The sequence below is a fragment of the Oceanobacillus phoenicis genome (assembly GCF_047238145.1).
In the GTDB taxonomy this organism is placed as follows: Bacteria; Bacillota; Bacilli; order Bacillales; family Amphibacillaceae; genus Oceanobacillus.
On the sequence record NZ_JBDFME010000001.1, the window covers coordinates 2,624,230 to 2,647,438 of the forward strand.

At 35.0% G+C, this 23,209-nt stretch carries 25 protein-coding genes; 20 read left to right on the forward strand and 5 right to left on the reverse strand.

Annotation, left to right across the window (positions count from 1 at the left end; translation table 11 throughout):
• Positions 1-12: 12 nt before the first annotated feature.
• The 7 genes from buk to ABC346_RS13080 all read left to right on the forward strand — a co-directional run bounded on the left by buk (position 13) and on the right by ABC346_RS13080 (position 7,614).
• Positions 13-1,089, forward strand: a complete 1,077-nt coding sequence (buk, locus tag ABC346_RS13050; RefSeq protein WP_413235249.1) for a butyrate kinase — start codon at positions 13-15, stop codon at positions 1,087-1,089.
• A gap of 15 nt (positions 1,090-1,104) precedes the next feature.
• Positions 1,105-2,526 carry a dihydrolipoyl dehydrogenase gene (lpdA, locus tag ABC346_RS13055; RefSeq protein WP_413235250.1) on the forward strand — a complete coding sequence of 474 codons (1,422 nt, stop codon included), beginning with the start codon at positions 1,105-1,107 and terminating at the stop codon, positions 2,524-2,526.
• 16 nt (positions 2,527-2,542) lie between these two features.
• Entirely contained in the window at positions 2,543-3,529 is a 987-nt protein-coding gene (locus tag ABC346_RS13060) for a thiamine pyrophosphate-dependent dehydrogenase E1 component subunit alpha (protein WP_413235251.1), read from the forward strand.
• A 15-nt stretch (positions 3,530-3,544) separates the two neighbouring features.
• Positions 3,545-4,528, forward strand: a complete 984-nt coding sequence (locus tag ABC346_RS13065; protein ID WP_413235252.1) for an alpha-ketoacid dehydrogenase subunit beta — start codon at positions 3,545-3,547, stop codon at positions 4,526-4,528.
• Between the two features lie 14 nt (positions 4,529-4,542).
• Positions 4,543-5,817 carry a dihydrolipoamide acetyltransferase family protein gene (locus tag ABC346_RS13070; RefSeq protein WP_413235253.1) on the forward strand — a complete coding sequence of 425 codons (1,275 nt, stop codon included), beginning with the start codon at positions 4,543-4,545 and terminating at the stop codon, positions 5,815-5,817.
• A 78-nt stretch (positions 5,818-5,895) separates the two neighbouring features.
• Positions 5,896-6,327, forward strand: coding sequence for a BrxA/BrxB family bacilliredoxin (locus ABC346_RS13075; protein WP_413235254.1), 432 nt, complete (start codon positions 5,896-5,898; stop codon positions 6,325-6,327).
• A 285-nt stretch (positions 6,328-6,612) separates the two neighbouring features.
• The gene (locus tag ABC346_RS13080; RefSeq protein WP_413235255.1) at positions 6,613-7,614 is read left to right on the forward strand and encodes an aromatic acid exporter family protein; all 1,002 of its coding nucleotides are present in this window, start codon (positions 6,613-6,615) and stop codon (positions 7,612-7,614) included.
• Positions 7,615-7,632: 18 nt separating this feature from the next.
• On the opposite strand, the gene prli42 is transcribed toward ABC346_RS13080, so the two are convergent.
• On the reverse strand, positions 7,633-7,767 hold the full coding sequence (prli42, locus tag ABC346_RS13085) for a stressosome-associated protein Prli42 (protein WP_413235256.1): 135 nt from the start codon (positions 7,765-7,767) through the stop codon (positions 7,633-7,635).
• A gap of 234 nt (positions 7,768-8,001) precedes the next feature.
• On the opposite strand from prli42, the gene ABC346_RS13090 reads away from it, so the two are divergent.
• The 4 genes from ABC346_RS13090 to ABC346_RS13105 all read left to right on the forward strand — a co-directional run bounded on the left by ABC346_RS13090 (position 8,002) and on the right by ABC346_RS13105 (position 12,386).
• Positions 8,002-8,394, forward strand: a complete 393-nt coding sequence (locus ABC346_RS13090; protein WP_413235257.1) for a VOC family protein — start codon at positions 8,002-8,004, stop codon at positions 8,392-8,394.
• Between the two features lie 14 nt (positions 8,395-8,408).
• The gene (locus ABC346_RS13095; RefSeq protein ID WP_413236555.1) at positions 8,409-9,881 is read left to right on the forward strand and encodes an acyl-CoA carboxylase subunit beta; all 1,473 of its coding nucleotides are present in this window, start codon (positions 8,409-8,411) and stop codon (positions 9,879-9,881) included.
• Positions 9,882-9,926: 45 nt separating this feature from the next.
• Positions 9,927-11,051 carry a M20/M25/M40 family metallo-hydrolase gene (locus tag ABC346_RS13100; RefSeq protein WP_413235258.1) on the forward strand — a complete coding sequence of 375 codons (1,125 nt, stop codon included), beginning with the start codon at positions 9,927-9,929 and terminating at the stop codon, positions 11,049-11,051.
• 75 nt (positions 11,052-11,126) lie between these two features.
• Positions 11,127-12,386: a DNA polymerase IV gene (locus ABC346_RS13105; protein ID WP_413235259.1), complete on the forward strand. Its 1,260-nt coding sequence runs from the start codon at positions 11,127-11,129 to the stop codon at positions 12,384-12,386.
• Positions 12,387-12,485: 99 nt separating this feature from the next.
• Here ABC346_RS13105 and ABC346_RS13110 read toward each other — a convergent pair whose 3' ends face one another.
• From ABC346_RS13110 to ABC346_RS13120, 3 genes are read right to left on the reverse strand one after another with little or no spacing between them, the layout of a single operon-like run.
• A complete protein-coding gene (locus ABC346_RS13110) occupies positions 12,486-13,865 on the reverse strand; it encodes an aldehyde dehydrogenase (protein WP_413235260.1) in 1,380 nt (459 codons plus the stop codon).
• Positions 13,866-13,895: 30 nt separating this feature from the next.
• Positions 13,896-14,816 (reverse strand): ribonuclease Z, encoded by a 921-nt coding sequence (gene rnz / locus ABC346_RS13115; RefSeq protein WP_413235261.1) that lies wholly within the window; start codon positions 14,814-14,816, stop codon positions 13,896-13,898.
• Positions 14,817-14,836: 20 nt separating this feature from the next.
• Complete coding sequence (locus tag ABC346_RS13120; protein WP_413235262.1) at positions 14,837-15,565, reverse strand: glycerophosphodiester phosphodiesterase; 729 nt, start codon at positions 15,563-15,565, stop codon at positions 14,837-14,839.
• A gap of 126 nt (positions 15,566-15,691) precedes the next feature.
• Between ABC346_RS13120 and ABC346_RS13125 the strand changes: the two genes are divergently transcribed.
• The gene (locus ABC346_RS13125; protein WP_413235263.1) at positions 15,692-16,495 is read left to right on the forward strand and encodes an SDR family NAD(P)-dependent oxidoreductase; all 804 of its coding nucleotides are present in this window, start codon (positions 15,692-15,694) and stop codon (positions 16,493-16,495) included.
• A 12-nt stretch (positions 16,496-16,507) separates the two neighbouring features.
• Positions 16,508-16,813, forward strand: coding sequence for an iron-sulfur cluster biosynthesis family protein (locus tag ABC346_RS13130; protein WP_413235264.1), 306 nt, complete (start codon positions 16,508-16,510; stop codon positions 16,811-16,813).
• Positions 16,814-17,018: 205 nt separating this feature from the next.
• Here the strand turns inward: ABC346_RS13130 and ABC346_RS13135 are convergent, their stop codons facing one another.
• Positions 17,019-17,939 (reverse strand): aldo/keto reductase, encoded by a 921-nt coding sequence (locus ABC346_RS13135; protein WP_413235265.1) that lies wholly within the window; start codon positions 17,937-17,939, stop codon positions 17,019-17,021.
• A gap of 102 nt (positions 17,940-18,041) precedes the next feature.
• Between ABC346_RS13135 and ABC346_RS13140 the strand changes: the two genes are divergently transcribed.
• The 7 genes from ABC346_RS13140 to ABC346_RS13170 all read left to right on the forward strand — a co-directional run bounded on the left by ABC346_RS13140 (position 18,042) and on the right by ABC346_RS13170 (position 23,203).
• A complete protein-coding gene (locus tag ABC346_RS13140) occupies positions 18,042-18,587 on the forward strand; it encodes an NUDIX domain-containing protein (protein ID WP_413235266.1) in 546 nt (181 codons plus the stop codon).
• A 94-nt stretch (positions 18,588-18,681) separates the two neighbouring features.
• The gene (gene spoIIM, locus ABC346_RS13145; protein ID WP_413235267.1) at positions 18,682-19,320 is read left to right on the forward strand and encodes a stage II sporulation protein M; all 639 of its coding nucleotides are present in this window, start codon (positions 18,682-18,684) and stop codon (positions 19,318-19,320) included.
• 105 nt (positions 19,321-19,425) lie between these two features.
• The gene (fur, locus tag ABC346_RS13150; protein ID WP_413235268.1) at positions 19,426-19,881 is read left to right on the forward strand and encodes a ferric iron uptake transcriptional regulator; all 456 of its coding nucleotides are present in this window, start codon (positions 19,426-19,428) and stop codon (positions 19,879-19,881) included.
• A 114-nt stretch (positions 19,882-19,995) separates the two neighbouring features.
• Complete coding sequence (locus tag ABC346_RS13155; RefSeq protein ID WP_413235269.1) at positions 19,996-20,202, forward strand: DUF4227 family protein; 207 nt, start codon at positions 19,996-19,998, stop codon at positions 20,200-20,202.
• A 4-nt stretch (positions 20,203-20,206) separates the two neighbouring features.
• Positions 20,207-21,100: a site-specific tyrosine recombinase XerD gene (gene xerD, locus ABC346_RS13160; protein ID WP_413235270.1), complete on the forward strand. Its 894-nt coding sequence runs from the start codon at positions 20,207-20,209 to the stop codon at positions 21,098-21,100.
• Positions 21,101-21,195: 95 nt separating this feature from the next.
• Complete coding sequence (gene deoB, locus ABC346_RS13165) at positions 21,196-22,374, forward strand: phosphopentomutase (RefSeq protein WP_413235271.1); 1,179 nt, start codon at positions 21,196-21,198, stop codon at positions 22,372-22,374.
• Between the two features lie 13 nt (positions 22,375-22,387).
• Positions 22,388-23,203 (forward strand): purine-nucleoside phosphorylase, encoded by an 816-nt coding sequence (locus tag ABC346_RS13170; RefSeq protein ID WP_413235272.1) that lies wholly within the window; start codon positions 22,388-22,390, stop codon positions 23,201-23,203.
• Positions 23,204-23,209: the final 6 nt, after the last annotated feature.

Sequence of the window (23,209 nt, forward strand, 5' to 3'; positions counted from 1 at the left end):
GGAGGTTGTCTCGTGCAAACAAATGAAAGGATATTAGTGATTCAACCAGAATTATACGCAACTACTATTGGTGTGTTTGAAAAAGAAAGGCTTCTATATGAGCAAAAGATTCACCATAGTGAAGAAGAACTAAATAATTTAAGTAGAATGATGGATCAAGTTCCTTATCGAAAACAAAGCCTTCTCCATCAGTTGGATATGGATGGTATTAATATTTCAAAATTTAGAGCCATATGCGGAAGAGGCGGGCTACTACAACCTATAACGGGCGGAACATATGCTGTAAATGATCAAATGCTTTATGATTTGAAAACAGCTTCCTTTGGTGAACATATCTCAAATTTAGGTGCAGTTATAGCGGATAATATTGCGAAGGGCTTAAATATTCCAGCATATATCGTGGATCCACCAGTTGTTGATGAAATGCAGTCAATAGCACGTATATCGGGAATTCCTGAAATTGAAAGGAAAAGTATCTTTCATGCGTTGAATCATAGACAAGCAGGAAGGCTAGCTTCTAAGCGTCTCGGAAAAACGTATAATGAGCTTAATCTTATTGTAATTCATATCGCACGAGGCATTACAATTGGTGCACATAGATACGGAAAAATAATTGATGTTACAAATGGTTTAGACGGTGAAGGACCTTTTACTATAGATCGTTGTGGCGGCATTCCTATTGGAAGATTTCTGCGATATGGATTAGATAAAAATGATCGTATCGACGATTGGGAGCAGAAATTAATAAAAAGTGCTGGCTTAAAAGCATATCTTCACACCGAAGATCCTAAAGTCATTCATTCTAATTTATTAAAAGAAGATCCATGGACTATCGAAGTTATGCAGGCATTAGCATATCAGATTGCAAAAGAAATAGGTTCAATGAGCACAGTTTTAAATGGAGAGATAGATGGCATAGTTTTCACGGGAAATGTAGAAGAAGATGATTTTGTAATGAAAGAAGTCATTACAAGAATAAATTGGATTGCAGATGTTATGGTTTTTCCAGGTAACAATGAACTGGAGGCTATGAATGAAGGAGTTCTTCAGGTAATTCGAGGGGAAGCACCTGTGAAGATTTACCCGTAAAAAGGAGGGACATTAATGGCAACGGAATACGATTTAGTAATTCTTGGAGGAGGAACTGGTGGTTATGTAGCTGCCATTCGAGCTTCACAATTAAAAATGAAAGTTGCAATTGTTGAAAAGGCTGAATTAGGGGGAACCTGTCTTCATCGAGGCTGTATACCTTCTAAAGCATTACTTCGAAGTGCCGAAGTATATCAACAAACGCTTAATGCAGATAAATTTGGCGTTCAAGTAGCAAAGCCTATTCTTGATTTCTCAAAAGTTCAACAACGAAAACAGAAAATCATTAATCAGTTACATCAAGGTGTACAAGGTTTAATGAAAAAAGGGAAAATTGATGTTTATCAAGGCTTTGGTAGAATACTTGGACCAAGTATATTTTCACCGATGCCTGGAACAATTTCTGTTGAATATAGTGATGGGAAAGAAAACGATATGCTCTTACCGAAAAATGTTCTGATTGCAACGGGTTCAAGACCTAACCAATTACCAGGTTTTGAATTCGACCACAACGATGTATTAAGTTCAGATGATGCGTTAAACTTAGAAACGCTTCCTCATTCTATGTTAATTATTGGTGGTGGAGTTATTGGTATTGAATGGGCATCTATGTTGAATGATTTTGGAGTAGATGTCACTGTTTTAGAATATCAAGATCGTATTCTCTCTACAGAAGATAAGGAAATCTCTAAGGAAATGAGTAAATTATTAATAAAAAAAGGAATAAAAATTATAACCAATGCGAATGTAAAAGCAGATTCGATTAAAAATGATAAGGAAATTTCACTAGAAGTGGACGTTGACGGAGAAATACAAACTTACCAAGCCGATAAAGTTCTTATGTCTGTAGGCAGAAAAGGAAATATTGAAAATATCGGGCTTGAAAATACAGAAGTCGTAACAGATAAGAATTTGATTAAGACAAATGAGTTTTATCAGACGAAGGAATCACATATTTATGCGATTGGTGATGTAATCGGTGGTCTTCAATTAGCTCATGTTGCATCACATGAAGGAATAAAAGCAGTAGAACATATGGCAGGGCATACTGTCGAACGAATAGAAACGAATGCTGTTCCTTCTTGTATTTATTCTAGTCCTGAAGCAGCTAGTATTGGTTTAACAGAGGATCAAGCAAAAGAAAACGACTATAATGTGAAAGTTGGTAAATTCCCATTTAAAGCAGTCGGGAAAGCTTTAGTATATGGTGAAAGTGAAGGTTTTGTTAAAATAATTTCTGATAAAAATACCAATGACTTATTAGGAGTTCATATGATTGGACCACATGTTACGGATATGATTGCTGAAGCAAGTCTTGCAAAATTTTTAGATGCTACCCCTTGGGAAATCAGTGAAAGTATACATCCGCATCCAACTTTGTCAGAAGTAATTGGTGAAGCTGCACTTGCAGTAGAAGGAAATCAAATTCATGGTTAATTTAGGGAGGTATTCGATGTCTGAGTCGCAACTAGGAGTAAGTAATGATATTGCCTTAGAAATGTATGAAATGATGTTATTGGCAAGAAAATTAGACGAGAGGATGTGGCTATTAAATCGCGCAGGAAAGATTCCTTTTGTTATATCGTGTCAAGGTCAAGAAGCAGCTCAGGTTGGTGCTTCCTTTGCGTTAAATCGTACTGCGGATTATATTGCTCCATATTACCGTGATTTAGGGGTTGTATTATCCTTTGGTATGAGTGCAAAGGATGTTATGTTATCTGCTTTTGCAAAAGCAGAAGATCCAAATTCAGGTGGAAGGCAAATGCCAGGCCACTTTGGTCAAAAGAAAAATCGAATTCTAACTGGATCATCACCGGTAACAACACAATTACCCCATGCTGTTGGAGTTGCATTAGCAGCAAAGATGGATAGTAAATCACTAGTTTCATTCGTTACATTAGGAGAAGGATCTTCGAATCAAGGAGATTTTCATGAGGGTCTTAATTTTGCGGGAGTTCATAAACTGCCCGTCATCACGATGGTAGAAAATAATAAGTATGCTATATCCGTGCCTTATGACCGCCAAGTTGCAAGTGAATCTATTTCTGAAAGAGCAAGCTCATATGGAATGCCTGGTATCACAGTGGATGGAAATAATCCGATTGCTATATATCAAGCAGTAGCAGAAGCGAGAGAGAGAGCGGTTAACGGAGAAGGACCTACATTAATTGAAGCAATTACGTATCGACTAACGGCACACTCAAGTGATGATGATGATCGAGCATACCGTGAAAAAAATGAAGTAGAAGAAGCGAAAAAGAGAGATTCTATTATTACATTTGCAATGACTTTAAAAGAAGCTGGAATACTTAAAGATGAAAAAGAACAAGAAATCATGGCTCGTATTGATGAACTTGTTAATGAAGCAACGGATTATGCAGAAAATGCTTCCTATGCAGAACCAGAAGATGCTTTACGATATGTATATGAGGAAGAGTAGGGAGGAGGATGAGTTATGCCAGTAATGTCTTATATTCAAGCAATTACGACTGCTATAAAAGAAGAGATGCGTAGAGATAAAGATGTATTTGTTTTAGGCGAGGATGTTGGTAAAAAAGGTGGTGTTTTTAAAGCTACAGATGGCCTTTTTGAGGAATTCGGTGAAGATCGAGTTTTAGATACTCCTTTGGCGGAATCAGCTATCGCCGGAGTAGCAATCGGTGCTGCGATGTATGGGAAGAGACCAATTGCGGAAATGCAGTTTGCTGATTTTATTATGCCAGCTGTGAACCAGATTATTTCAGAAGCAGCTAAAATACGATATCGTTCGAATAATGATTGGAGTGCACCTCTAACGGTAAGAGCACCGTATGGTGGTGGAGTACATGGCGCTCTCTACCACTCGCAGTCTGTAGAAGCAGTTTTTGCTAACCAACCTGGACTAAAAATTGTTATGCCTTCGACTCCGTATGATGCGAAAGGACTTTTAAAAGCAGCGATTCGTGATAATGATCCGGTACTATTTTTTGAACATAAACGTGCATATCGTTTGTTAAAAGAAGAAGTTCCTGAAGATGATTATGTACTTCCAATTGGAAAAGCAGACGTTAAGCGCGAAGGAGAAGATATTACCGTTATTACCTATGGATTATGTGTTCACTTTGCACTCCAAGCTGCAGAAAAATTAGCAGAAGAAGGTATTGATGCACATATTTTAGATCTTAGAACTGTTTATCCATTGGATAAGGAAGCAATTCGTCAAGCAGCAAGTAAAACAGGTAAAGTACTTCTTATTACAGAGGATAATAAAGAAGGGAGCATTATCGGTGAAGTTGCTGCAATTATTTCAGAATCATGTTTATTTGATTTAGATGCTCCGATTCAACGATTAGCTGGTCCAGATATACCTGCTATGCCTTATGCTCCAACAATGGAGAAGTACTTTATGGTAAATCCAGATAAAGTAGAAAAAGCAATGCGAGAGCTTGCAGAATACTAATTGGAGGTATACAGATGTCAGTAGAAAAAATTAACATGCCTCAGTTAGGAGAGAGTGTTACAGAAGGTACGATAAACACTTGGCTCGTAGCGGTAGGTGATAAAGTTAATAAATATGATCCCATAGCTGAAGTGATGACAGATAAAGTGAATGCGGAAGTTCCTTCATCATTTACTGGTGTAATTAAGGAATTTATTGCAGAAGAAGGTGAAACTGTAGAAGTCGGTCAGTTGATCTGTTACATCGAAACAGAAGATTCAGCTTTATCGAGTGAACCAACAAGTAATGAGAGAAATACAAATGCCCAAGAAAAGATAGATAACGATACTAATAACGAAGATAAAGACAAATCCATGAAAAAAAGATACTCCCCGGCAGTACTTCGATTAGCGCAGGAAAACGAAATTGATTTAACAATGATTGAAGGTACCGGTCGCGGAGGAAGGATTACCAGAAAAGATGTAGAGAAATTTATTAATGAAGGTACAACTACAACTCTTCAAACAGAACAAAAAGAGGATTCTAGTAAAACATCACGTACAGTAAATGTCGAATCAGGATCATCTGCTAGTACGGTTGTCAGTGAGACAGGGGATAAAGAGATACCTGTAAGAGGGGTACGGAAAGTAATCGCGGATAATATGGTTCGCTCAAAACAAGAAATCCCTCATGCTTGGATGCAAGTAGAAGTAGATGTAACAGACTTGATGAAGTATCGTAATTCTATTAAAAACAAATTTAAATCTGATGAAGGTTATAGTTTGACACCATTTGCATTTTTTATAAAAGCTGTTTCTCAAGCTTTAAGAGAATTTCCGGAGCTGAATAGTGCTTGGGCAGAAGATAAAATAATTCAGAAAAAAGATATTAACCTATCTATTGCAGTAGCTAAAGAAAATGAATTATTCGTTCCAGTAATAAAACATGCAGATGAAAAAACAATAAAGGCAGTAGCTCGTGATATTTATGAATTGGCAAACAAAGCACGAACTGGGAAATTGACTTCTGAAGATATGCAAGGCGGAACCTTTACGGTAAATAATACTGGAACATTTGGCTCGGTTTCTTCTATGGGGGTAATTAATTATCCACAAGCAGCTATATTGCAAGTAGAATCGATTATTCGTAAGCCAGTTATTATTGATGATATGTTTGCTGCCAGAGATATGGTTAACCTTTCTCTATCACTTGATCATCGTATTTTAGATGGATTAGTTTGCGGAAGATTTCTAGCGAGAGTGAAAGAAATTCTAGAAGGTATGAATGCTACCACGATTTCTCTTTATTAAGAAATTAATAAATTGAAATTTATGGATGTTGCTGATAAGCTATATTTATAATATTTCATATTAAAAGGATGGGTTATCATGGATTTCAACTTATTTATGCAGGATGTTGTAGATGCTGCTCGAAAAGATATTGCAGAAGCAGGTTATAAAGAATTAAAAACAGAAGAAGAAGTTGACCAAGCGTTAAAACGCGAGGGTACAACTTTAGTAATGGTAAATTCCACTTGTGGATGTGCAGGCGGAGTTGCTCGACCAGCCGCAATGAACTCTATTCATTATGATAAACGACCAGATCATCTGGTAACCGTATTCGCAGGGCAAGATCGTGAAGCAACTGAAAAAGCACGTACGTACTTTGAAGGGTTTCCACCTTCTTCTCCGTCATTTGCGTTACTAAAAGATGGGGAAATAATTACAATGATTGAAAGACATGACATCGAAGGATTTAGTGCTATGGATGTTACCGGAAAACTACAAACATTATTCGACCAACATTGTGAAGAATTATAATTCTATAAGAACGTAGGATATATGGAGTTCTTTAAAAAACGAATAATTGGATAATACTAAAGTTAACCATCTTTTGTGTAAGGATGAATTTATATGCAGCAATAAAAATGTGAGCGGCTCCTACGAGAATCCACCATTTGAAAAGTATGTTTTCTCTTTCTGAAGGTAGCAGAACTTGTAAACGGGGTGCGACTCACATTTTAGCTGCAAACATCACGAAGATGTTAGAAATAATTTTAGTTAGTCCTAAGTTATATGGAGATATTTGAGGGAGAGTAATAAAAGTTGAAAATTGGTTACCGCACGATAAAAACTGCAATTGGGACACCAGTTTCCATAACGCTTGCACAGCTTTTTGGTTTAACCAACTTTGTGTCAGCTGGAATATTAACAATATTATGTATACAGCCATCTAGGAAAAGATCATTGATGAGTGCATGGCAGCGTTTTCTTGCATGTGTACTGGCAATGGTCTTTTCGTTTATATTTTTCGAACTCATTGGCTATTATCCTATTTCCATTTTTATCATGTTGATATTATTTATTCCTGTAACTGTAATTTTTAAAGTCACCCCGGGAATTGCGTCTAGTTCAGTAGTAACACTAAATTTATACAGTACATCATCGATTACTGGTCCATTATTAGCTGATCAGTTACTTTTGATTACTATTGGCATAGGAACTGGTCTTTTACTAAATCTGTACATGCCTAGTCTGGATAAGATGCTGAAATCAAATCAAGAAAAATTGGAAGAAAATTTTAGCCGTATACTTTATGAGTATTCTTTATATATTCGAGATAAAGATTCAAGTTGGAAAGGTGAGGAAATTACCGACACGGAAGATATACTTACTAAAGCCAATACTTTGGTACAAAGAGATAGAGAAAACCATTTATTACGAAGTGATCATACGTATTTTGATTATTTTCAAATGAGAAAAAGACAGTTTGAATTATTAAAAAAGATGCTACCATTAGTTACGCATCTACCCAACACAGATTATATATCCAATCGTATTGCAGACTTCATTGAAAAATTGTCTACTTCGGTACATCCGGGAAACACTGCCATATTATTTTTAGAGGAATTAAGAGAACTTCGAAGAGAATTTCATGAAGAAGAACTGCCAACGAATCGAGAGGAATTTGAAACAAGAGCAAACTTATTTCAGTTACTACATGAAATAGAGGAGTACCTTATCATTAAAAATAAATTTAAGAAAACGGATATTCCGCCGCGGAAATCTCGTAAAGAAAAAAATCGAGAAAATAGCTTGTCATCATGACTGCTATTTTCTCGATTTTTAAATAATAAATGCTAATCCAGCTGTTAACGTCGAGATTAACATAAGAAAAATCATAATATAAATTATAAACTTCGTTCTACGCTCACGCTTCGAACGTTTTTTCTTCAATGATTGTTTCCCCTTGGAAGTCACAACGGCTCCTCCTTTAATTCACCGATATTCAAATTTCTCTAATTTATATTCTATCGTGAATTACCAATTAGAACAAGCTACATTTATGTTTTTATTTAAATTATAGAATAAATACAAAAAAACTTCTATATCATGAATTACATGAGTCATTTTCATTTTAAATAATGAATATCCAGTGATAGTTATAAGTTAATGTTCGGATGATAGGAACAACTTGCCTATAGGAGGGAGTTTATGCAACTTGATCATATAGGAATAGCAGTTTATCAATTACGACCAGCCATTTCTAAATTTACGAAGGAATTAGGATTTCAGCTTGTAAGTAAAGAAACGATTTCAGAGGAAGGAATTCGGATTGCGAAATTAATGAATGGTGATGTTTGTATTGAATTAATGGAACCTATAGGAGATCACTCCTCGATATCGAATTTTTTAAATCAACGTGGTGAAGGGATTCATCATTTTGCATTGAAAGTTGAAAACTATCTTGCACATGTTTTATCAATAACAAATAGCACTATACAGACGATTTATCCTAATATTAGAGTTGGATCTGATCAACGCAGAGTCACTTTCCTACACCCTCATTCCTTGCATGGTGTTTTAGTTGAAATCTGTGATTCTTAAAAGGAGGAGTCAATATAGATATTTATACGAAATTAGAAGAACTTCAGCAAAGAAGAAAAATATTATTTAGAGGGGGAGGAAGTGAAAAAATTGCCGAGCAACACCATAAAGGAAAATTAACTGCTAGAGAGAGAATAGATACTTTGGTAGATGAAAATTCGTTTGTTGAGCTCTACCCATTTATAAAAAAAGTTGAAGATAGTAGTGATCCACCGGGTGAAGGAGTAGTCGTAGGCTATGCGACTATAAATGAAAAGCCGATATATGTATTTGCTCATGACTTTACTGTACGAGGAGGTTCATTAGGTGAGTTGCAGGGAAAAAAGATAGCGTCCATGATGGATCTAGCAGCTAAAACAAAAGTACCAATTATAGGGCTAAATGAATCTGCTGGTGCTCGTATTCAAGAAGGAGTTACTGCCTTGGATGGTTATGGACAAATCTTTTATCGTAATGTCAAGTACTCTGGAGTAATTCCACAAATATCTATCATTTTAGGCCCAAATGCAGGTGGAGCAGTATATTCTCCTGCACTAACTGATTTTATAATTATGGTGAAGGACATATCTCAAATGTATATCACTGGACCCAAAGTTATAGAAGCAATTACGAAAGAAACGGTATCTGCAGAAGAATTAGGCGGGACATATATGCATTCAGTGTTAAATGGTAATTGTCATTTTCTAGCATCTGATGAACAAGAAGCTTTTCAAATCACAGCAAGACTTCTCACATTTATAAATACTACTACTATGTCTAAAGGATTGACGGATAAAGATTATTGTAATAGTCTATCTGAACTTGTACCGAGTGAATCAGGGAAAACATATGATGTGATACCAATTATTGAGAGGATTGTAGATGATGGTAGTTTTTTAGAAGTACATAAATATTTCGCAAAAAATATCGTAGTCGGCTTTGCATCTATGTTAGGTAAAACCATTGGTATTGTTGCCAATCAACCGAAACATATGGCTGGAGGAATTGATTCCAATGCGAGTGATAAGGCAGCACGATTTATAAGATTCTGTGATTGTTTTGATATTCCAATTATAACTTTAGAAGATGTAACTGGATTCTATCCTGGAATACGTTATGAGAAAGAAGGGATAATACGTCATGGAGCGAAGTTAGTTTATGCATATGCTGAGGCTACGGTACCTAAAATAACTGTGATACTACGTAAAGCTTATGGAGGAGCCTTTGTTGCAATGAATAGCAAAGCTTTAGGGGCGGATATGCTGTTCGCATGGCCCGGTGCAGAAATTGCAGTTATGGGACCAGAAAGTGCTTCCAGTGTTTTTAAAACAGTTGAAAAAGATAATGACATACTAACAACAAGTCCATATTACGCTGCTGCGAAAGGGATGGTAGATGACATTATTGATCCCAGAGAAACAAGGATCAAGGTAATACAATCTCTTATCATGTTAAACAATAAAAAAGAAACACGACCTAATCGTAAACATGGAAACATTCCACTGTAAAAAAAGAATATTTTGTAGTAGCCTATAATAGGGAGGTATTCAATTATGCTAGTAAATGAACAACGATTAGTAGATGAATTTCTAGAATTAGTACAAGTAGATTCCGAAACAGGATTTGAAGCAGAAATCGCTCAATTATTGGTTAAGAAATTTTCAGACCTTGGGGTCAAAGTGGAAGAAGACGACACGATGGAGCAAACTGGTCATGGAGCAGGTAACTTAATCTGTACATGGGAAGGAAATGTAGAGGGAGCTGATTCCATCTATTTTACTTCACATATGGATACAGTTGTACCGGGTAAAGGTATAAAACCATTAATTAAAGATGGTGTGATTTCAACAGATGGATCGACGATTTTAGGTGCTGATGATAAAGCTGGTTTAGCGTCCATGTTAGAGATGATTCGTGTAGTAAATGAAAATAATATTCCACACGGGCAAATCCAATTTATTATCACAGTAGGTGAAGAATCTGGATTAGTTGGAGCAAAAGCGCTTGATAGTGAGAAAGTTGATGCTTCGTATGGTTATGCTTTAGATAGTAATGGGGATGTAGGTGATATTGTAGTAGCTGCTCCTACTCAAGCAAAAGTACATGCAATAATTAAAGGAAAAACCGCACATGCTGGTTTAGAACCAGAAAAAGGTATTTCAGCTATTACATTAGCAGCAAAAGCTATATCTAATATGCCATTGGGTCGGATCGATAATGAAACAACAGCAAATATCGGTCGATTTGAAGGCGGTAAGCAAACAAATATCGTAGTTGATCATGTAGAGATATTAGCAGAGGCTCGCTCATTAGTGCCTGAGAAAATGGAAGCACAAGTGGAAAAAATGAAAATTGCCTTTGAAGAAACAGCCAAAAGCTACGGTGGTTCTGCTGATGTAACGACTGTTGTAGCTTATCCTGGATTTAATCATAAAGCGGGAGAGCAAGTTGTTGAAGTAGCTCGTAAAGCTGCTAAAGCAATTGGCCGTGAAAGCAAATTAGAAAAAAGCGGTGGCGGAAGTGATGCAAACATTATCGCAGGGTTTGGTATCCCAACTGTTAACTTAGCTGTTGGCTATGAACAAATTCATACTACGGATGAACATATTAAGGTAGAAGATTTAGTAAAAATTACCGAATTAATTACAGAAATCGTGAAGGAAGCTTCTAATCAATAATCAAAATAGAAGTTGGAGGTTTTGGCACCCTATTCGTAGAGAAGGGGTGCTTTTCCTCATAAAGGAAGGTTATTTATGCAACCAACTAAGGCCAGAAAACATCGGATTATTTTTCATATAGATATGAATTGTTTTTATGCGTCTGTAGAAATGGCATTTAATCCATCATTAAAAGGAAAGCCACTTGCCATTGCAGGAAACCCTGAAGAAAGAAAGGGAATTATTGTAACAAGTAGTTACGAAGCTAGGGGAAAAGGTGTAAAAACAACGATGCCAATATGGCAAGCGAAAAAGCTTTGTCCGGAATTGATACTTATGCGTCCAAATTTCGACCGTTATCGAGCAGCATCACGTGAGATTTTTAAAATGTTAGCAGAGATTACACCGTATGTACAACCGGTATCGATTGATGAAGGATACATGGATATTACAGATACTATTTATGCGAAAGATCCATTGGTTACAGCAAAACAATTGCAACAGCGTATTTTGAGTGAACTCGATATTCCTTGTAGTATTGGAATAGCTCCAAATAAATTTCTTGCTAAAATGGCATCGGATATGAAGAAGCCACTCGGTATTACCGTGCTTCGAAAAAGAGAGGTAGAGAGGTTACTTTGGCCAATGCCGGTGGAAGAAATGTATGGGGTAGGAGAAAAAACAGCAGAGAAATTAAAAAGTATAGATATCGAATCAATTGGAGATTTAGCTAAGAAAGACGTATATGAATTAAAACAACTATTAGGTGTAAACGGAGAACGACTGCAAAATCGTGCCAATGGAGTAGACAACCGTCCAGTTGATCCAGAAGCCGTCCATGATTTTAAAAGTATAGGCAGTTCTCAAACATTGCCACATGACTCCACTGATGTAACAGAATTAATACAATTAATCCATGAATTAGTCGACAATGTAGAGCGTCGAGTGAAACGTAAGGAAGCCGCTGGTAAAACGGTACAAATAACAATTCGATACCATGATAGAAAGACGATTACGAGAAGTAAAAAGTTATATAACTATATTGATAATCATTCAGAGATATTATTTGTGGCAAAAGAGCTTTTTGAGCAACATTGGAATAAACAACCCGTCCGTTTATTGGGTGTATCATTACAGGATATGGAAACCAAACGAAATATAGGAGAGCAGTTAGATTTATTCACGTACGAAACATTAGAGAAGAAAGAAAAGCTTCAAGTAACAGTGGATAATTTAACAAAAAAATATGGTCCTAATATTATTACTTCACAAAAAAATAAGAGTGAGAATCTAGATAATCAACAACCACGTACTAGTTTTCAAAAAGATTTTCTAGATGATTATAAAAAGCCATAAATCCAATTCTAATGACGAATGGAAATATGGCTTTTTTCAATATCATAGAGGTATAATTTCTATGTTTTGACTACCTTTTTAACGCTTTTCATATATATTTTACGTTAAGAACTTTTTGACGATATTCGAAGAAATTTTACCACCAGGATAACGAAACGGTATATCAAATTTGGTTGTTTGTTTCAAGATACTCTTATGGTGTGAAAAAGTATCAAAACTAGCTTTTCCATGATAAGCACCCATTCCACTAGAACCTACCCCTCCAAACGGAAGGTGAGGGTTAGCTAAGTGGTAGATGGTATCGTTAATGGCACCGCCCCCAAATGAGACATATTCCATCACTTGCTGTTGCATTTTCTCATTCTCTCCAAAGTAATATAGAGCTAAAGGCTTTTCTCTTATTTTAATTTGATATAAAGCATCTTCAATATTTGTATAAGTTAATACAGGTAGAATTGGGCCAAAAATTTCTTCTTGCATAATTGCTTCATTCCATGTGATTTTATCTAATATTGTCGGTTCAATGGATAAATTATCTCGATTATATTCACCACCATGGACGGTGGTACCATTTGAAAGGAATTTGGTTAGTCGATCAAAATGACCTTCGTGAATGATCCTCGTGTATCCTTCATTTTGAAGAGGATCTTTACCATACATGGATTTGATGTATTTTTTCATCGCTTTTAATAGCTTAAATTTCACTTTTTCATGAACAAGAATATAATCAGGAGCTACACAAGTTTGACCTGCATTTGTATATTTCCCCCATACAATACGTTTTGCAGCAACTTGGATGTTCGCATCCTCGTCAACGATAGCAGGACTTTTACCGCCTAATTCAAGAGTAACAGGTGTAAGGAATTCACTAGCTGCACGCATTACAATTTTACCGATTGCTGCACCACCAGTGAAAAATATATGATCAAAACGTTGGTTTAATAAAGCTTCTGTTTCTTCTTTTGCACCTTGTACTACAGTTAAGAATGAACTGTCGAATGTATTTTGAATCATTTCAGCGAGTAATTCTGAAGTATGAGGTGCATGTTCAGACGGCTTAATGATAACGGTATTACCAGCTGCTATAGCACCAATCACAGGGGCTAAAGATAGTTGTAACGGATAATTCCATGGAGCTATTACTAGGATAACTCCTAAAGGTTCTTTCATAATATAACTTTTTGATCCTTTATGAGTGATCGGGTTTGTTACTTTATCTGGTTGCATCCATTGACGTAGGTTTTTTAACATGCTATCAATTTCCGAGTGTAAAATACTTAATTCTGAAGTAATTACTTCATGTCTCGACTTATTTAAATCATTTCGCAACGCTCGAAAAATATGACTTTCATATTCTTTTAGCATTTCTTTCATTTTTTCTAACTGTTGCTTTCGAAAAGAGTAGTCAACCGTATTGCCGTGATTATAATAGGCTCGTTGATTTTCTACTATTGATTGATACCTTTCTAATAATTCCATTACGTTTGTCTCTCCTCTATATATAAATATCTAAATTTTGTAGACACTAAAATCATTCGCTAGCCAAGTATTTGGAAAAACTTCTCTTGCTTCTTCAATGATTGTTTCTCCATCCACTGCTTGATAACGAGAGGATATATGGGTTAAATATAATTTTTTAACATTTGCTTCTTTAGCTAGTTTTGCTGCTTGGACATTTGTTGAATGATTATATTCAAATGCTAATAATTCTTTTTCTTGTGTAAACGTTGACTCATGTATAAGTATATCACTGAACTTGATGAATGGAATATGTTCAAGTGAAAAACGGGTATCTCCTAGGATAGATATGATTTTGCCTTTTTTTGGTGATCCAACAACATCGTCGCGATAAACGATAGTACCATTTTCTAATTTGGTAATTTCGTTTTCCTTTATTTGTTGATAAATTGGCCCAGGAGAGATACCTATTTGCTTTAATTTATCTACTAAAAGTTCACCTGGTTTGTCTTTTTCTTTTATACGATATCCATAACTATCAATACCATGCTGTAATTTTTTGGTTTCCACCGTCATATCTTTTGTATCAAATAATTTACCATCTTTTGTTATTTCTTTAATTCTAATTGGGTACGTAAGGTTTGTTTGACTTATACGTAGGGTAGTTTCCACAAATTCTTTAATTCCTACAGGCCCATAAATACTTAGTGGTTGGTTTTCACCTGATTGAAAGGCACGGCTACTTAATAATCCAGGTAAACCATAAATATGATCCCCGTGAAGGTGTGTAATAAATATCTTCGTAATTTTTCTTGGTTTTAAGTTGGTATGTAATATCTGATGTTGTGTAGCTTCCCCACAATCAAATAACCAAACTTCATTTATCTCTTGAGTCATATTTATCGCAACAGCAGAAACATTTCTATTTTTTGAAGGTAGTCCAGCACCGGTTCCAAGGAAGACGAGTTCCATGTTTGTCACCAACTTTCTATTTACAAATAGGTTTGATACGTAGTTTTTGCAATATCTGGTACGTCTGTAAAAATACTATCACATTTATATTGAAAACAACGGAGAATTTGTTTGGGTTTATTTACAGTATATACCCTTAAAGGTATGTTCTCCGTTTTTGCTTGTTGTACAAGTTTCGGTTGTAAGAGACGGTATTTTATATGAATGGCGTTAGCACCTAACGCCCGAGAAAATAAAGGGAGTTGATGTCTGGATTTACTTGTTAGCCAACCGATATTCGTATCTATGCTAATCTTATTTAATCGCTGAATGCTTCTTGTTGAAAAAGTAGAAAAAAACGTCCGATCCAGTAGACCATATCTTTCAACAAGATTGTATGTAATTGCTTCTAAGCGAGGATAATCAAATACATTATTTTTTAATTCCAGATGTAATAACAATGGTTTATCAATTACCCATAAAAGAAATTCTTCTAGTGACATAATGGTTTCCCCGATATATTGGCTTCCAAACCAACTACCTATATCCAATTTTTTTAACTCGTTATATGTATATTCATGAATATATCCTTTTTTACGCGTGGTACGTTTGATTTTTTCATCATGAAATAGTATCGGTATTCCATCTTTTGATAATTGAACATCAGTTTCAATACCATCCGCGTTCAGTTGATATGCAAGCTCAAAAGAAGATCTTGTATTCTCAGGTGCGTATCTACTTGCCCCTCGATGGGCAATAATCTTTGTCATTCTTTCACCCCTTCATATTATTGTGTTTGATTTTTAAAAAGAAGTCAATTATCAAGAATGTACACAGTATACGATTCACGGTACAATAAGTGTATATACAGACGTTCTAAAAAGAGGTTTTTTATAATGAAGATTAATCAACGTTTAATAGATAAAAAAATAATTATTACCGGCGCTTCAAGCGGTATAGGAGAGATGTTAGCTAAAAAAATCGCGAGTCAAGGAGGATTCCCGATTTTATTGGCTCGTTCTCGAGATAAACTCTTATCAATTCAAAATGAAATTGATCAATTGTATAATCAAAAAAGTGCAATTTATCTAGTTGATTTAACTGACAGAAATAAAATCGAAAATTTAATACCAACAATTATTAATGAAAACAAGCAAATAGATGGGCTAATTAATAACGCAGGTGTTGGAGTTTTCGATTCTATAGAAGATATGAATTATGATGACCTATTAGAAATGTTTCAATTAAATGTATTTGCAGGAATTCACTTATCAAAAAGCATATTACCGTATTTTAGAAAAACGAATGCTAGCACGCAGATTGTAAATATAGTATCTCAAGCTGCAAAAATATCTACACCTAAATCTGCGGGATATGCATCATCTAAACAAGCAATGCTAGGGTTTACAAACGTATTAAGATTAGAATGTAAAATGTCATCTGTTAACGTTATGGCAGTGAATTTAGGTCCAGTAAGGACGAACTTTTTTGATCGTGCGGATAAAGATGGAACTTATAAACAAAATGTAGAGAAGTATATGTTAGATCCAGAACAAGTAGCAAATAAAATCGTTACACATTTATTTACAAACAAGCGTGAGATTAATATGCCTTGGTGGATGGAATTAGGAAGTATCTTCTACCGGTTAATACCTGGGTCTATAGAAACAATTCTAAGAAAACAATTTGATAAAAAATAATCGAGGTGCAATATGAAAATAGAATTTTCAAATGAAGCGAAAGAATTATTACAGAAACAATATGAACAGGGGATGAAATTATATTTGTTTTACGATACGGAAGGTGTATGCGGAGTGAATGGTATCCCTACAGTGCGTTGGATTACAAGCTTACCTGATAATGCAGAAAATGTTGAAACTGATACATTTCCAACTTATATTAATCGCGAACAGAAAGTGTTTTTTTATAAAGAGCTGAGATTAGACGTACGTGGAAGCCTATTTCGATTATACAGCAAAGAAGGCATATTAAATCCTTCTATAACAATTAATAACTAAGTCAAAAACTAAAGCGGCGCCTCTTCGCAGGTATGAGTTAAAACCAACTTAGCAAAACTTTCATTTTCACAAAAACTTATATTCGTACCTACATGAAGCGGACGCCGCAATTTAATGAAGCTGAACAACAATGTCGCATTTTACGAAATAACTTATTGTCAAATAAGTGCATAAAAGGATAATGTTTATCTCAATCCGTTTATATTCATCTATGCTTATCGTAATTTTCTGCTTTTGTAATCTCTTGTAATTGATGATAAATGGTTTCATCTATTCGGTCTGTTTTATTATACTCACGAACATTCTCTTCTAACTGGTTTAAAGAACTAGCCCCGAACACGGTGGAAGTGACAGCTGAGTGATCACCCACATAATGCATAGCTAACTCTTGAATAGAATAATCTCCACGAATTTCATGTAGTTTTTCATTCAACTTTTTTAATTCAGTAAAACTATAACTTAAATATCCATCTTCACCTTTTTTCTCAATAACATCCTTCATTTGATTACTTATCAACCCTTTTGCAAGAGGTCCTCTACATACCACACTAATGTTATTTTCCAGTGCTAAAGGTAGTATTTCTTCTTCTGGTCTGCGATCAAGAAGGCTGTATTGAGTCATTAATACATCAATAGTGGAGCGTTTAGCATATTCTCTAATAACATTTGGACGAATAGAGGAGATACCATATGTGCGTATCAAGCCATCTTCTTTTAATTCTTCAAACGCTTCAATAGTCTCGTCAATTGGATCATCAAGCGTACCTCCATGTAACATACAAACATCAAGATAATCGATTTGCAGTCGTTTTAAACTGTTCCTTACAGCATGATGAATATATTCTTTCGAAGGATCCCAAAACCAGTCTTTTGAACCTTCTTGGAAATGGTTTCCCACTTTTGAAGTAATGACTACTTGATCACGGCGATGTTTAATTGATTTTCCAACAATTTGTTCATTAATACCAAAATCATATAAATCAGCTGTATCTAAGTGATTAATACCGTTCTCTATAGCAGTATCAATAATTTTACTTGCATGTTGATAATCAAGTCCAAGTGACATGCATCCTAATGTTAATTCAGATATACTTATATTAGATTTACCTAGTAAATTATGACGCATTATTTGCCTCCTCATCATATGGATTATATGATTATTGTAGGTTTTGTAATAAAAGAAAACAACTTTTAGACACTCAGTAAATTAAGAAAGGAAGAAAAACAAATGCATAAATTTGAAGAAAAGACCATTTCATCAGAATCTATATTTAATGGAAAAGTAATAGATTTAAAAGTAGACGAAGTAGAATTACCGAATGGACAAACTTCGAAGCGGGAAATCGTTACTCACCCAGGAGCAGTAGCCGTTATTCCAATAACGAAAGATGGAAATATTATTTTAGTAGAACAATATCGTAAACCATTAGAAAAAGCACTATGTGAAATTCCTGCTGGTAAACTGGAAGTACGCGAAAACCCTTTAACAGCAGCTGTGCGGGAATTAGAAGAGGAAACAGGTTTTACTACTACTAACCTTTCTTTTGTCACTTCCTTCTATACTTCACCAGGTTTTGCAAACGAACTGATTTATATCTACATCACAGATGATTTGATTCCATTAGAACAACCACCTAAAGGAGACGATGATGAATTTGTGGAAGTAAAAGAAGTATCTTTAGAACAAGCAAAGCAAATGGTATTGAACCAAGAGATACATGATGCTAAAACAAATTATGCTATATTATACTTACATGCTCTAAAAAAAGACTAACTTATATGTAATCTATTAAAAATATAAAATAAGTTATTTTTAAGATGAAATCCTCATAGATTAAATTATAGATAATCATTTTAGGAGGATTTCGATGCATAAGAGCTATGTAGTCTTCAATCACTTTAAACAACATGCAACCATTTATATATTTATGACTATATTATTTTTAACGGGTATAGTTTTTGGTGCCGTTATTGTAAATAGTATGGATGTTGTTCAGAAACAAGATTTATTCTTTTATTTAGAACGTTTTTTTATCCAAACAACAGAAGAAGGTTCGACATTAAACAATAGAGATATTTTATGGCAAAGTTTCTTTTACCATATAAAATATTTAGGCTTAATGTTTATTTTTGCATTAAGTGTCATCGGCCTTCCAATTGTGTGGATATTGATTTTTATTAAAGGAATGGTAGTAGGTTTTTCTGTTGGTTTTATGGTGAATTGGCTAGGAATGGATGGATTGATATTGTCCGCTGTTTCAATTGCTCCTCAAAACATTGTTATTATTCCTATTTATATTATTGCTGGAAGCATATGCATGATATTCTCATTAGGATTATTGAGTAAATTAGTCGCTAAACGAAATAACACCTCTTTATCTCAACCATTTATTAAATTAACATCTTCGTTTGTTATTTTAATTGTTTGTACAGGCGTAGCAGCTATTGTAGAAGCTTACATTTCAAACACGATAATGGTCGAGTGGATCCAAAGAGTTTACTTATAGTGAATACTATATTATAATTATTATAATTTGAAAGTGATAATACACTTTGACACGTTCTAATTGGAAGATTATAATATAGTTGGGTAAAGAGGGAGGCGACTTTCCATGGAACATCGGATTGACCAAATAAAAAAACAGCTACACTCGCATAGCTATAAATTAACTCCCCAAAGGGAAGCAACTGTACGTGTGCTTCTTGAACGAGAAGAAGATCATCTAAGTGCTGAAGATGTTTATTTACTCGTAAAAGAGAAATCACCAGAAATTGGCTTGGCTACGGTGTATCGTACATTAGAATTGCTTTCGGAGCTGAAAATTGTAGATAAAATAAACTTTGGTGATGGCGTTTCCCGTTACGATTTACGTAAAGAAGGCGCAAAACATTTTCATCATCATTTAGTATGTATTGAATGTGGTTCTGTTGAAGAAATTGAAAATGATTTATTAGAAGATGTAGAACGTATCGTGCAAACAGAGTGGGGATTTGAAGTCAAAGACCATCGACTAACTTTTCACGGAGTATGTAAACAGTGTCAGGAAGTTATTGTAAAAGCAACTTAGTCTGCCTTTTTCCAGTGGGAAGAGGCAATATTTTTTTATGAAATAAATGATTGTAATATTTATGGATAGGACAAGCATATTCTTTCAATAGAATAATAAATTGGGAGATATGTGATGCGTAGACTATTAATCGATATGATAAAAATATTTTTGTTATTCATGATTAGTGCGTGCATCTTTTATTACGTACTACAGCTTATGCATAATGAATACTTAGATATGCACCGGTTTGATCCACCACAGGGTCCAGCGATAAAAGTTATTCAAAGGAATAACGGAATATTTGACCTGCTTCCTTTTAAATTTTTAGGAGATGAGTAACGCTATGTTAGAATATGCTGTCGAAGACTTTTTTCATTTTCTACGTATTGAACGTGGATTGTCTGAGAATACATTAAGTTCCTACAAAAGAGATTTGACGAATTACTTGCAATATATGAAAGACCATGATAAAACTGCATCGTGGGATAAGATTTCTAGAACAGATATTATGGGGTTTCTTTATACTTTAAAAGATCAAGGAAAATCAACTGCAACTATTTCTAGGCACATTTCTTCAATTCGTTCTTTTCATCAATTTTTAATTCGTGAACAGATCACAGCAAATGATCCGAGTTTACATATTGAAACACCTAAAAAAGATCGTAAACTCCCGGATATTTTATCTCAAGATGAAGTAGATCGATTATTGGATATAGATATGGAATCCAAACTTTCCATTCGAAATAAAGCGATGTTAGAATTATTATATGCTACTGGCCTACGAGTATCCGAGTTGATTTCTCTAAAAGTAAGCGATTTACATTTAACGATGGGATTTGTGCAATGTTTTGGGAAAGGTTCTAAAGAAAGAATTGTTCCACTTGGAGATACGGCTAAATATTATTTAGAAAAGTATATTTCTGAGGCAAGAAACAGCTTGATTAAAAAGAATAGACAAGAAGATGCTTTATTCGTCAACCAACATGGTAGAAGATTAACAAGGCAAGGCTTTTGGAAAATCTTAAAAGGGCTTACATTGGAGGCTGGAATAGTAAAATCGATTACGCCACATACACTTCGCCACTCTTTTGCTACACACTTATTAGAGAATGGGGCAGACTTACGTATGGTGCAAGAGATGTTAGGTCATGCGGATATCTCGACAACTCAAGTATATACACATGTCACAAAGGCTCGTTTAAAAGATATGTATCAAGCTTATCATCCCAGAGCCTAATTTTTTTCATTAAAGTTGTCTGACATCTAACATCAAATAGAGACAACATAGTTATTGCATGCTTGAGGGAATATACATAACAGGAGGTATGAACTATGAATAATTTTAAACGAGTATTTTTAATTGTAATGGATTCAGTAGGGATTGGAGAAGCCCCCGATGCGAAAGATTTTAATGATATAGGGGCAAATACATTAGGACATATTGCAGAAAATATGAATGGACTAAATATGCCTACGATGGGGAGCCTTGGGTTAAGTAATATCCGTAAGATAGAAGGTATTGAATCTGCAGCTCATCCCAAAGCACATTATACAAAGATGCAAGAAGCATCAAATGGTAAAGATACGATGACTGGTCATTGGGAAATTATGGGTTTACATATTGAGAAGCCTTTTCGTACATTTCCTGATGGATTTCCGGATGAATTAATCCAAGAATTAGAACAAAAATCCGGGCGTAAAGTGATTGGCAATAAGCCAGCATCTGGTACAGAAATTCTTGATGAACTTGGAAAGCAACATATGGATACTGGAGCGCTAATAGTTTATACATCGGCGGATTCTGTATTACAAATTGCTGCGCACGAAGAAATTATTCCAATAGATGAGCAATATAAAATTTGTGAAATTGCGAGAGAACTAACACTAGATGAAAAATACATGGTTGGAAGAGTAATAGCACGACCATTTATTGGTGAGCCAGGTACATTTGAACGTACATCTAATCGCCACGACTATGCGTTGAAACCCTTCGGCAGAACAGTAATGAATGAATTAAAAGATAATAATTATGATGTACTGGCATTAGGTAAAATATCTGATATTTATGATGGTGAAGGTGTTACAGAAGCTATTCGAACAAAAGATAATAATGATGGTATGGTCCAATTACGAAAGTCAATGGATAATTCGTTTACTGGTTTAAACTTCTTAAATCTTGTTGATTTTGACGCTAAATATGGGCATCGAAGAGATCCTATTGGATATGGAAAAGCTTTAGAAGAGTTTGACCAACAATTGCCAGAGATTATCGAGCAGTTACAAGATGATGATCTTTTAATCATTACTGCTGATCATGGTAATGACCCAATTCACCATGGTACTGATCATACAAGAGAATATGTACCATTAGTCGTTTATCATAAGCAAATTGAACAAGGAAAAGAATTACCTATCAGAAAGACATTTGCAGATATTGGAGCAACTGTTGCAGAAAACTTTGGAATTAAGTTACCTGAACATGGAGAAAGCTTTTTGAACGATATTAAATAAAGGGGAAGATAGAATGGACAATCAACATATTCAAGAAGCAGCAAGCTTTATAAAAGAAAAAATGAACAGAGAACCATCAATCGGTTTAATTTTAGGATCTGGCCTAGGTGTATTGGCAGATGAAATTGAGGACGCAGTCTCCATTGAATATAAAGATATTCCACACTTTCCAACGTCTACTGTTTCTGGTCATAAAGGACAATTAGTAATTGGAACGATGGAAGGAAAGCAAGTTATTGCAATGCAAGGTCGTTTTCATTATTATGAAGGCTACACTATGCAACAAGTAACATTTCCAGTACGTGTAATGAAGGAATTAGCTATTCAAAAATTAATCGTAACCAATGCAGCTGGAGGGGTAAATAAATCTTTTTCTGCAGGAGACTTGATGTTAATCACTGATCATATTAACCAAATGGGGGATAACCCATTAATTGGTCCAAATGATGAAAGACATGGTCCTCGTTTTCCTGATATGTCTACCGCATATGATAGAGATTTATTACAACTAGCACAAAACGTGGCGAACGATCTAGAATTAGACGTTCAACTAGGGGTTTACGTTGGTAATAGTGGACCAGTATATGAAACACCGGCTGAGGTGAGAATGTTACGAGTGTTAGGTGGCGATGCAGTAGGTATGTCAACTGTTCCGGAAGTAACTGTAGCTAATCATACTGGTATTAAAGTGCTTGGAATTTCTTGTATATCAAATATGGCAGCTGGAATATTAGATCAGCCTCTAACACATGACGAAGTGATAGAAACTACTGATAAAGTTAGAGAGAGCTTTTTACAATTTGTTCGCAATATCATTCAATCAATGTAGTTTGTA